11 protein-coding genes and 2 tRNA genes are annotated in these 10657 nt (G+C 42.3%); 9 read left to right on the forward strand and 4 right to left on the reverse strand.

The genetic code is table 11. The annotated features are described in order from the left end of the window. The first annotated feature begins 254 nt into the window (after window positions 1–254). From PY364_RS07295 to PY364_RS07315, 5 genes are all read left to right on the forward strand, one after another. A tRNA-OTHER gene (locus PY364_RS07295) sits at window positions 255–327 on the forward strand. Between the two features lie 275 nt (window positions 328–602). Beyond that, the gene (locus tag PY364_RS07300; protein WP_275521576.1) at window positions 603–1325 is read left to right on the forward strand and encodes a hypothetical protein; all 723 of its coding nucleotides are present in this window, start codon (window positions 603–605) and stop codon (window positions 1323–1325) included. 30 nt (window positions 1326–1355) lie between these two features. Continuing rightward, window positions 1356–1426: transfer RNA gene (locus tag PY364_RS07305), tRNA-Leu, on the forward strand. 70 nt (window positions 1427–1496) lie between these two features. Then, complete coding sequence (locus PY364_RS07310) at window positions 1497–2936, forward strand: hypothetical protein (RefSeq protein ID WP_275521577.1); 1440 nt, start codon at window positions 1497–1499, stop codon at window positions 2934–2936. 61 nt (window positions 2937–2997) lie between these two features. Further along, on the forward strand, window positions 2998–4191 hold the full coding sequence (locus PY364_RS07315; RefSeq protein WP_275521578.1) for an endonuclease NucS domain-containing protein: 1194 nt from the start codon (window positions 2998–3000) through the stop codon (window positions 4189–4191). Between the two features lie 5 nt (window positions 4192–4196). On the opposite strand, the gene PY364_RS07320 is transcribed toward PY364_RS07315, so the two are convergent. Continuing rightward, a complete protein-coding gene (locus PY364_RS07320; RefSeq protein ID WP_275521580.1) occupies window positions 4197–4403 on the reverse strand; it encodes a DUF433 domain-containing protein in 207 nt (68 codons plus the stop codon). A gap of 173 nt (window positions 4404–4576) precedes the next feature. Continuing rightward, window positions 4577–4939 carry a hypothetical protein gene (locus PY364_RS07325; protein ID WP_275521581.1) on the reverse strand — a complete coding sequence of 121 codons (363 nt, stop codon included), beginning with the start codon at window positions 4937–4939 and terminating at the stop codon, window positions 4577–4579. A 200-nt stretch (window positions 4940–5139) separates the two neighbouring features. On the opposite strand from PY364_RS07325, the gene PY364_RS07330 reads away from it, so the two are divergent. The 3 genes from PY364_RS07330 (at window position 5140) to PY364_RS07340 (ending at window position 7017) form a co-directional block, all read left to right on the forward strand. Continuing rightward, entirely contained in the window at window positions 5140–6012 is an 873-nt protein-coding gene (locus PY364_RS07330; protein ID WP_275521582.1) for a hypothetical protein, read from the forward strand. Between the two features lie 139 nt (window positions 6013–6151). Further along, the gene (locus PY364_RS07335) at window positions 6152–6790 is read left to right on the forward strand and encodes a ThiF family adenylyltransferase (RefSeq protein ID WP_275521583.1); all 639 of its coding nucleotides are present in this window, start codon (window positions 6152–6154) and stop codon (window positions 6788–6790) included. 47 nt (window positions 6791–6837) lie between these two features. Next, window positions 6838–7017: a PCP reductase family protein gene (locus PY364_RS07340; protein WP_275521584.1), complete on the forward strand. Its 180-nt coding sequence runs from the start codon at window positions 6838–6840 to the stop codon at window positions 7015–7017. 203 nt (window positions 7018–7220) lie between these two features. Here the strand turns inward: PY364_RS07340 and PY364_RS07345 are convergent, their stop codons facing one another. Together PY364_RS07345 and PY364_RS07350 are read right to left on the reverse strand one after the other, a co-directional pair. Further along, entirely contained in the window at window positions 7221–8579 is a 1359-nt protein-coding gene (locus PY364_RS07345) for a sorbosone dehydrogenase family protein (protein ID WP_275521585.1), read from the reverse strand. Window positions 8580–8790: 211 nt separating this feature from the next. Beyond that, on the reverse strand, window positions 8791–9336 hold the full coding sequence (locus tag PY364_RS07350; RefSeq protein ID WP_275521586.1) for a hypothetical protein: 546 nt from the start codon (window positions 9334–9336) through the stop codon (window positions 8791–8793). A 567-nt stretch (window positions 9337–9903) separates the two neighbouring features. Between PY364_RS07350 and PY364_RS07355 the strand changes: the two genes are divergently transcribed. After that, on the forward strand, window positions 9904–10545 hold the full coding sequence (locus PY364_RS07355; protein WP_275521587.1) for a L,D-transpeptidase: 642 nt from the start codon (window positions 9904–9906) through the stop codon (window positions 10543–10545). Window positions 10546–10657: the final 112 nt, after the last annotated feature.

Consider the following 10657-nt stretch of genomic DNA (forward strand, 5'->3'; position numbering starts at 1 on the left):
GTGACTTGACCGCCAAGATGGCGGCGTTACGGATACTTTTGCGTAAGTTCTGTAATTAAAGGCGCACCCTAACTAAAGAAGCTTACAAACGCTATTGGTAACATCGGTGCAAATCGATTGTAGGTTCGACTCCTACCCTCTCCGCTATTTGGAGAGGTGGCAAAAAAATAGCTTTTCTGACTTGTGCGCCTCTTAATTATTGCACTATTTTCAAGTTCCATAAATTTTCACTTCGCGCCCTAACTAAGGAAGCTTACATACTAGCTCATGGTTGAGCATTTCTCTCTAAAGAAAAGGTCACGGGTTCAACTCCCGTATATGTACCCAAGGCTTTCTTAACTTGCGCGAGGTGATTTTAACTGCTTTAAAATAGACGTTAGCTGTTAAAAATTGAGGGTTTCACTTCGCACCCTGACTGATGAAGCCTACAAACTTTACTAATTTTAAAGCTTTTTCGACTTGTGCGGAGTATTTTACCTCAATAATATCCCGGCGATTGAAATCGCGCCTACACAAACAAAGTCCGCCTACGCGGACTAATGAGAGCGATCGATTTCTGCAATAGGTTTATCCTGCTTTATACTCTCAAATTAAGGGTATTTATGAGCGAACACCGCTTAGGTGAAAATGTGATTGAGCGCCCTCGTGGAGGGTTAAGAATCAGCTTAAAAAAGGTGACTGGGTACAAAAAACACCTAACAAAGATTACTGAAGAAGCAAGTACAGATGGACTACTTAGCCCTTACTTGATTAAGCCGAGAAACAAGACAAAATTCTTCTCTGATTGTCTTGGCCCGCTGTACCGTTGGCTGCGTTCAAAAGTAGGGAAACTCTGGGATGATGTTTATAGGGAAATGTCCCAGTTGGTTGATATCACTACCTTATCGGGTCAACATCTTCTTTCTCATGTTTGGAGTTATGTAGAACGAAATGTTGTGATGATTGACGGGGTTCCTTACCATAAAAGCTCTATCTATCATTGGCAGCCAAATCCCATTGGTTATTCCCAAGAAAAACTGTATATTCACCCAGATTCTGGCATTCTCTGTTTAGCTAAGAAAATCCCATACAAGCCTCCTGAAAAACCGAAAGATTTTTTGAGAATCGATGCTTACCATCATTACCGTAAGATCGATGATATTTGGTATCTAGTTACGCTGGCAGATATTGCTTTTCTGAGTTTGGGTGCTGATGTTGTTTTGAAAACTAAGCTGACTCGCGATGGTGGTTTGCGGGAGTATGGTAAGGCTGTTTATGCTGTTAGTAAACAGCAGTGTAGTAAGAAACAAATTAAGTTTATTATGCAGGAACTTAGCAAGGTTTAATATTTACTTCGCGCCCTAACTGGGAAAGCTTACATACTAGCCAAATTGGTAAAGGCGCTTGATTTAGGTTCAAGATTATGCAGGTTCAATCCCTGCGTATGAACAAATGGCTTTTTTGACTTGCGCGAAGTAACTTTTTTCTCATCTATTAATTCCACAGAGGTGATATTTATGAATATGAATACAGCCGAACGCGATTTGCGCTTAGAAATGCTTAATAGTTTGCTAACTACACCTCACCGCCAATTAGAAAAGGTAACGGAAATTCACAAGTTAATTGTGGAAATCGATCCGATTTTTTACGGTCATTTAGCGGTGTGGTATCAACACAATGGGGACGTGCGCGATCATAAGGAAGTTTTTGTCGGAAATTTGCTAACAAGTAACTTAACTGAGCACAGAGATGCTGGTTTTGTGATGTTGCAAGAGTTCCCACCTTATGAGGTTTCACGGATTGTGGACTTTATGAAGGTTCACCAGGGAAAAGTGCCGCGATCGGCGCGTACTGCTGTGACTCGCTATCTGAAATCGCGGGAAAAGAATCCGCAGTTTTTCGATCGCGCCGCAATCCGGGGACGCAAGGCGATGAAGCATTTGTATGCGAGTTTGCATATTAAACCAAGCGATCGCGCTGATTCTGTGCTGTTTAAAGATAATCCGCCAGAGGATAGTTTGGCGTTTGTACTCAAGCAGTTGGCGAAGGCGGCGACTCCTGCTGATCAGGCGATGTTGATTGTGGAGTACAAGATTCCTTATGCGATCGCAGTCGGCGCGGTGAAGCAACTAACACCAACTGTGTTGGTAGCGTTAATCGATTCGATGTCGCCACAGGAAGTGATTAATAACTTGAAATCCATTCAAAATCGTGGTGCAATGGATCACCCAGAAGTCAAGAAATTGATTGATGGGAAGTTAGATAAAGCGGCGAAAAGCGACCGAGTTTCTGCTTTTAAAGCCAGTGTTGCCGGTGATGGCGCTCAATTTGATGCAGCAACGACAGCGAAGTTGGAAGCGGTGACAAATGAGCAGGTAAAAAAGCGCGGGAAAATCGCTAAATCTACTGGTTTGCTAGTAGATAAGTCAGGTTCGATGACGAATGCGATCGAAGTTGGTAAACGTCTTGCAGCGTTAATTTCTGGTATTTCCGATGCCGATTTGTTCGTCTATGCTTTTGACACGATGCCCTATTTTGTAGAGGCAAAAGGTAAGGAATTGACGGACTGGGAGCGTGCTTTTAAGCATCTTCAGGCGAATGGTGGTACTAGCTGCGGTTGCGCTGTGGAAGTGATGCGGAAGAAAAAGCAGGTGGTTGAGCAGTTTATTTTGGTGACAGATGAAGGTGATAATTCTACGCCTTTATTTGCCGATGCTTATACTACTTATTGCCGCGATTTAGGGGTGATGCCGAATGTAGTGATCGTGCGAGTTGGTTCTCATTCTAATTATGTTGAGGGTCAATTGAAGCAGAAGCAAGTGCCTGTGGAAACCTTTACATTTGCTGGTGATTACTATTCATTGCCGAATTTGGTGCCGATGCTTTCTCGTCCTTCGCGGTTGGAGTTGCTGATGGAAATTCTGGATGTGGCTTTGCCTGTGAGGAATGATAAGTGATAAAATGGTGTTGCTCATCAGTTCTGCTGGTGGGCAATGCTAATTTTATAGGAAAGTTACTGTGCCATACCTCAAAGCAAAACATCTATCAACGCAAGGTAAAAGGTTTAATGAAAAATCAAAAAATGCTAATCGCAAGTTAATTTATCTCGGTGGTGAAATCCGCTTTCAATCCGAGATGGATTTGGAAGATTATATAGACGATAATTTTGATGAGATATTCCCATCGTTAATAAAAATCAAAAGGCAGTACACTATAAAAATGCAGCGATGTGATTTATTATGCTGCACAAAATCCGAAAGACAGCCTGTAATTATTGAGATAAAAAATGAAGAATACAGAGGATTGGTTTCTCAGTTAACTAGGTATAGAAAAGCAATCTTAAGTAATAAATCTTTTGATGATAAGATTGACTATTCATTACCAGTTAAAATGATAGCGATCGCACCTAGTTTTCACGAAGATAATTACACAGATAAAGAAGCTTCAAAATTTGAAGAGGATTTTGCTTTTTGGGAATTTTCCGTCAAAAATCATAATAATTCAGGTCAATTTAACCTATTAAGTCAAACTTATAATATTTCTTATCCTATATTTGGTTTGCCTGAAATCTCCCCTAATTTAGATCGGAGGAGTTTACCTGCTTTTACTACCAATTTTGTAGATAGACTTTACCTAGACTATCATACAGATTTTTTAAAGTTGCGAACTTTGTTTTTGTCTCAACCAAAAGTAAAAGAAATGGTTAGTAGCAGTTACAGAAAGATATTATATGGAACTGGGGATGGAGTGAACCACAAAAAACTGGCCGAAATAACTAACACTACTAACGGAATTTTTTTATTTCTTTGGTTGCCAACAGCAATTAATAAAAATACCAAAACACCTATAACTCGATTTGGATTTGTTTTGAAAAAAGGAGGCAACCCTTTTTCTCATAATTCTTCTATAGAATGGGTTGTTTGTACCAAAGATACTATCAACTTAAATGAGGAACCTAAACCTAATACATATTCAGGAATGACTAGGGAGGGAATGTTAAAATGGTGTAAGCCTAGTATGTATTTGTTGCAAGCTACAGCAGGTGGTTCTAATAATACTTTTTGGTTACTTCTTAATCTCCTGAAAGGTATCACTCCACCTCTTGATAACACTACTATGGATTGGTGGAAATCTTACTCAAAGGAAACACCCACTAATTTAGGATGGTTTATAGACTTAGCTATCAAAACCTGGAATTATCGCATCAATTAGCACTTTTATATACAGATACATTCAGCAGCAAACGCAAAAACAGCTTGCAATCCTTCAGGTGTTAGCATCGGATAGTTTTCTAATATCTGTTTCTCTGTCCATCCAGCCGCAAAAAGACCTAATATAAATTCTAAAGATAGGCGAGTTCCTTTAACAACTGGTTTCCCAACTAGAATGTTAGGATCGGTATGAATATATTTTTGCCAGTCCATTTTTTTACCTAAACAACTCGGTCAGATTCCCAAAATTATACTACATTTAATTATAAGATAGACTTTCCAACAAAGAAGCTGAAGTCACTTGACTCCAGCCTATTTGACACAAAATACAGAGGATATACCCTGATTTATACACTGCGTTTTAAAACTGCATCGCCGCTTAATTCTTAGTCAATAACCAAAGAAGGATTTGCACAGAAATCAAACTTCTCCGCCTCTGACATACTCCCATCTTCAAATCCTACTTTGATCCACTGATTGCAAGCTTCGTGATTAGTATGTTCTCCCCAAACCATTTCTCCTTCACTTTTGGGAGCAATGTTACTTTCAAGAGAAAAGTATCCCCAAGTCTTGCCATCTTCAGATACCAATACCTGACTAATCGCTGTATCGGTGTTGTTCTGAACTGTAAATTTGTATTCTTCCGCTTTAGTTGGATTAGCGAGAATAGATACTAAGCTCAAAGCTGCACCTGCGGTTGCAACTGCGACTTTTAAGAATTTCGGAGTCATCATAGTATGTCTTTGCATTGTTTTTGGATAATTTGTCCTACTTCTAGGATTTGAAATTCGAGCCTAACACAAGAATCGGCTGAAAGCAATAGTTTAATTGTTACATTATGCAATTCATCCTTAAAACTAAATGTTTTTAGTGTTAACATTAATAACATATAACTTCTATATCATCAAGGTTTCAGGAAAATATTTAATAAATTTTGGAGGTAAATACAGTGGCAGATATCCGCAATCTTCTGAGCAAACTGGCTGCACAAGAAACGCAGTTGTGCGACACTCAGTTTCTCGCGCCTTGCACTCGCGGGGGACGGGTACGGACAAGGGTCGCTGGCATTGTTTATACCTTCAAGCCAAAGCCGCGTAATTTTGAAGGATGGGGTATTTTTCAGCCAGTTAATGAAAAAGTTGCTCAAGTAGTTGATGAACCCAGTTTGCCACAATTGACAGACTATTTGCAACTGCTGACTCCCATTCGATTGCAACTGGCTTATGCTTTGCAAGGACAAACTTGGCTGGCTTATCCTGTTAATGAATCTGATGCTAGACAACGCATTGGCGTTGCCAAACCATTTCCCATACATTTAGTAACTGAAGGCGCTACTTTTGAGCCAATTATTGCTAGATGGGATGGTAAATCTTGGTGGTTTGAGGATATCGATCGCCGCGCCGATCCGTTATCATCTGAGGAACTAAGATCGGCGTTAAAAAAGGTGATTTCTCCTCAAGAAGTCCGCTTTAAGGGGATGACACCGGAGATGCGTACTGTCTACGAGTTAGTAGCACAGCAGACTGAGGAATTTAGTCAAAAGTTCCAACAGCGACGGGATGAAAAGCGCTTGCAGGAGGCGCTACAAATGGGTGGGGGAGAGTTGCGAGAGTTTCGCGATCGCGACGACTATTGGCTAATCGAGTGGACTGCTGGAAATGGCGATCGCCACACCAGTGCGATCGCTAAAAATGACCTGACTGTGGTTAGTGCTGGCATCTGTCTAAGCGGACTAGATAGCAACTTTGATTTACAATCATTAGTTGGAGTTGTCGAAGCTAGATATAGCAACCGCTTTCAGCGGTTAGGGGCTAGGGGCTAGGGGCTAGGGGCTAGGGACTAGGGAAAGAGGAAGAGAGGGGGGGAGGATGGGGGAGATGGGGGAGATGAGGGAGATGGGTAATTAGCCATTAGCAATTAGCAATTAGCAATTAGCCATTAGCCATTACCAATTACCAATTATGTCAACTTTATTTCACGAACAACTGTATCGAACACCAGCAGTAATGTCAATCTTGAAAAAGTTGCCAGTAACGGTATGTGGCGCTGGTGCTTTGGGTGCTAATATTACTGAGAATTTGGCACGTTCTGGCTTTGAAAACTTAAAGGTAATTGACCGCGATCGCATTGAGGAACGTAACTTATCTACCCAACCCTATTATCGTTCAGATGTGGGCGCATTCAAAGCAAAAATTCTCGCCAATAACCTTTACCGTGCTTTAGGCGTTAAGGTCGATCCACAGTCAAAAGAACTAACAGCAGCAAATGCCGCTGTACTACTTGCTAATAGTGCATTAGTAATTGATACTTTTGATAATAGTGTAGGTCGGCAAGCAGTGAAAGATGGCTGTGAGAGTGCGGGTATTCCCTGTCTCCATGTCGGTTTAGCTACTGATTATGCGGAAGTGATTTGGAATCAAGGCTATCGGGTTCCTTCACCCGCAAATGATGATATTTGCGATTACCCTTTGGCCCGAAATTTGGTGATGCTGACTGTTGCAGTTGCCTGTGAAGTTATTATTAATTTTGCGGCTAATAAAGAGCAACAGAGTTTTACTGTCACTCTGGGGGATTTTGCCATCAAGCCGTTTATGCTGTAAACTATGAATTTATAGCATTTGTACTTAATATCGGGAGTAATTGGATAATGAGTATACCATTAGAATGGACAGCAGAAGCTGAGGCAAGACTCAAGGAAATTCCCTTTTTTGTCCGACCGGCTGCTCGTAAAAAGATTGAGAAGTTTGCTCAAGAATTAGGGATAAATCAAATCAATGCTGAAGTTTACGAGCAAGCTAAACAGAAGTTTGATTCTAAGAAGAAGTAGATTTTTATTAATAGAAAATGGCTAATTGCTAATTGCTAATTGCTAATTAATACCAAGTCTTCGTTAATTTTTTAGTCCGCGTAGGCGGACTTTGTTTGTGTAGCAGCGGTTTCAACCGCCAAACGTTCTAACAACCAACTAACAACTAACCAACAACCAACTAACAACTAACCAACAACCAACCAATAACTAACAACTAACAATTATCCACGATACTGCACGCGATAAATTATGTTATTACCTTCTTCAGTAAACAACAAACTCCCATCAGGTAAAACTAGCAAACCAACTGGACGACCCCAAGTTTTAGGCCCTGATGGATCGATCAGAAAACCCTTCAAAAAATCTTCATAATAACCTTGAGGACGGCCAACGTTATTAAATGGTACAAACACAATTTTGTATCCCGTTCCAGCGTTGCGATTCCAACTGCCGCGAAACGCTACAAAGGCTCCATTCCGATATTTTTCAGGAAATGTTTTCCCATCATAAAACTGAAGTCCTAAAGCTGCTGAATGCGCTTGAAAAAGTACGTCTGGGGTAAGAGTCTTAGCAGCTAAATCTGGGCGCTCGCTGATGCCATTTTGCGCGTGGCGCGGATCTAAACGATTCGCTGTAAAATAAGCATAAGGCCAACCGTAAAACTGACCTTGCTGAATTCGCGTCAAGTAATCGGGCACTAAATCGTCCCCTAAACCATCGCGTTCGTTAACTGTGGTGTAAAGTTCCCCAGTTTGCGGATGAAAATCTAATCCTACGGGATTTCGCAATCCATAAGCAAAGGTTTTTTGATTCTGGCCGTCTAAATTCATCACCTGCACTGATGCTCTGGGTAACTCTTCTACACTGGCATTTGATGCCGAACCAATGGAGACATAAAGCTGATTTTTATCTGGGGAGGTGACAACATTTCGCGTCCAGTGTTGGTTATAACCACCTCCCGGCAAGTCAGCAATTTTTTCACCAGTTCCAGTTAGTTGTTGCTGGCCTTGATTGTAGGGAAATCTACGGACTTCGGCACTATTACCTAGGAAAAAATAGCGATCGCTAAAGGCCATCCCAAAGGGAATATTTAACCCATTTGCCCTAGTAGCGAAGGTTTCGCGGACATCAGCAACGCCGTCGCCGTTGGTATCCCGCAACAGGCGAATCCGGTTTTGTCGCGTTTCAGTCACCAAAACATCGCCGGTGGGAGTGAGTGCCAGCCACCGAGGAGCATCTAAATTGTCAGCAAAGATGTTCACAGTGAAGCCGGGAGGAACGCGCAGGGCTCCACCTTGACTAGGCGGTACTACTTGAGGGGATTTCGAGGCGCTTTGAGTGGCGTAGGGTTGCGGTAAATTGGCAACTGTAATGCGGATTGGCTGTGGCGAGAACGTTTCGGTGCGTAATATCTGGCTGGGTGCTGTTACATTTGTCTGGGCTACTGGTGAGGTATTTTGCAGCACTGGGCTAGCTTGTGGCGATTCCTGATTGCTAGAATTGACTGGAGCGATCGCCTGCTTTTCGCGATCGCACGCAGTTATCGACAGCAACACCAAAATTAGAAATAAAAAGCGCATTTGACACCCCCAGCCTTAGAAAAATCCAAAATCTAAAATCTGATGAAGCCACCGCAAAAGTGCGGTGACATCAGTAGACCTCTTACTTGCAAAAGTCGATCTCATTAGTCCGCGTAGGCGGACTTTCTTTGTGTAGTCGCGATTTTAATCGCCGGGATATTTTTGGAAAAGGTCTAGTTACTTAACAAAAGTTGCGATCGCGATCGTAACCTTACCAAAGTCCTCTAACAGGAGCCGCCGGTTGCATCATCGGAGCAGGAGCCATCGGTGCCTGACGAACAGGAGCCACTTGAGGCCGAGCTGGGGGTGCAGCGGGACGCATCGGGGCTGCGGGACGCATTGGCATTGGTGCCGGAGTCGTCTGAGTTTGAGTCTGAGTCCGAGTTGTTGTGGTCGTCATGCGAGTTGCCGTACTCGCCGTCACCTTCACATTTGGGATCACCAGCACACTTTGCACGAGAGAACCACCACGCGCCACAGTCGCTCTGACACGGGTTCCCGGTACCAGCCCCATAGTTCCCAGTACCCGCCGTTCAATTAGCAAAGTTCTGTAAGTACCGCCCTCGACATCAACTGTCACCACTTCACCGACAATGCTTTTGACAATGCCTGTGATGGTTTCCATGTTTGCCATCGTACTCATGCCTGCTTGAGCTAATTTACTCTCAGGGTTTGCCATCGCTGGATGCACCGTTCCTGCTGAAACTAACAGCGATAGGGCTGTACCTGTCAGTAATGTAATCTTTTGAAGACGCATTGTTTCCTCACTTTTGACTATATTTGGGATCGGGTTGCTTTGATTGATAAGAAACCACCCTAACGTTTACACCTAATCTAGTTTACTCACCGGAATGGAGACTTTAGACAATCATTAGGTAAAGATTATCTAACCACTATTCATAGACTCTATTCTCCGTCAGGAGTTCCACAGCATCATTTTGACAGTTGGGTAGATGGTCAGTTAGCTAAGTTAACTGCGATCGCCTAACCCAATTCCCTAACTAACATCAGTCCTGAGTTGCTGTGGCAACTTACCAAAAATCTCTAATCGGCTCCCTACCACCCGCGATCGGGGGATACACTGATATCATAGAGATCGGCTTTCTTCAAAATATAACTGTAGCTAATTTGAAAATAACTCTACCGAGAGGGGGATCTTATTGATGGCAGGGATCGAGGAAGAAATGTTAAGAAGTAAATGTTGCAATTCAAAGGTCAAAAGTTAAGACTAATCAGAGGTTAAACTAAAAAAAATAATGGGTTTCGGATTTAAACAGGCTAATCTTGTAAAATACTGTTAGTGAGGAAGTGAGAGAAACAAGCAATGACGAAAAGTAGATATTTATCTAAGAATCTGATGGCGATGGGCTTAAGTTCAGCCCTGTTAATGAGCGGCATACAACAAGCGACGGCCGCGACGGCCAATAATTCTACTCATTCTATCCAGAAAAAAGCCGCTCCAAAAAAGATAGCCATTCCCCAGAGTTCGCGGACGATTGCGAAACTAGAATTGCCTCCTCTTGGAGATAAAAATAATTTTCTTCCTCTCTTTCAAACTCCCCCAGTTAATCCTTTACAGGAAGTCCGTTTAGTGCTAAGATTAAGGGAACGCCGCGTTTATGTTTACCGCAAAAATGAGTTGCAAACAAGTTTCCCTGTGGCTGTGGGAAAAGATGGTTGGGAAACTCCTACAGGGAATTTTAAAGTTATGCAAATGATTAGAGAACCAAGTTGGGAACATCCTTGGACAGGAGAGGTTGTTCCTCCAGGCCCAGACAATCCATTAGGGACTAGGTGGATTGGTTTTTGGACTGATGGTAAAAATGTGATTGGTTTTCACGGAACACCTAATCCCGAATCTATCGGCAGACCTGCTTCTCACGGTTGCGTCAGGATGTATGATAAAGATGCTCAAGCTTTATTTGAAAAGGTAGAAGTAGGAACGCCAGTAATAGTAGAACCTTAGAATGTTAACGGTTAACGGTTAACGGTTAACCAATTACCAATTACAGGACTTACGCAAAATCATAGTAACGCCGCCTTCTAGGCGGTTTCTTTACCGCCTAGAAGGCGGCGTT

The sequence above is a fragment of the Kamptonema sp. UHCC 0994 genome, from assembly GCF_029167235.1.
GTDB lineage: Bacteria > Cyanobacteriota > Cyanobacteriia > Cyanobacteriales > Microcoleaceae > Kamptonema.

Excerpts from the sequence above, each read along its gene's own strand:
- PY364_RS07350 (WP_275521586.1), bottom strand. The coding sequence starts at position 9,336 with ATGCGTCTTCAAAAGATTACATTACTGACAGGTACAGCCCTATCGCTG.
- PY364_RS07340 (WP_275521584.1), top strand. The coding sequence starts at position 6,838 with ATGAGTATACCATTAGAATGGACAGCAGAAGCTGAGGCAAGACTCAAG.
- PY364_RS07345 (WP_275521585.1), bottom strand. The coding sequence starts at position 8,579 with ATGCGCTTTTTATTTCTAATTTTGGTGTTGCTGTCGATAACTGCGTGC.
- PY364_RS07325 (WP_275521581.1), bottom strand. The coding sequence starts at position 4,939 with ATGCAAAGACATACTATGATGACTCCGAAATTCTTAAAAGTCGCAGTT.
- PY364_RS07355 (WP_275521587.1), top strand. The coding sequence starts at position 9,904 with ATGACGAAAAGTAGATATTTATCTAAGAATCTGATGGCGATGGGCTTA.
- PY364_RS07300 (WP_275521576.1), top strand. The coding sequence starts at position 603 with ATGAGCGAACACCGCTTAGGTGAAAATGTGATTGAGCGCCCTCGTGGA.
- PY364_RS07335 (WP_275521583.1), top strand. The coding sequence starts at position 6,152 with ATGTCAACTTTATTTCACGAACAACTGTATCGAACACCAGCAGTAATG.
- PY364_RS07310 (WP_275521577.1), top strand. The coding sequence starts at position 1,497 with ATGAATATGAATACAGCCGAACGCGATTTGCGCTTAGAAATGCTTAAT.
- PY364_RS07320 (WP_275521580.1), bottom strand. The coding sequence starts at position 4,403 with ATGGACTGGCAAAAATATATTCATACCGATCCTAACATTCTAGTTGGG.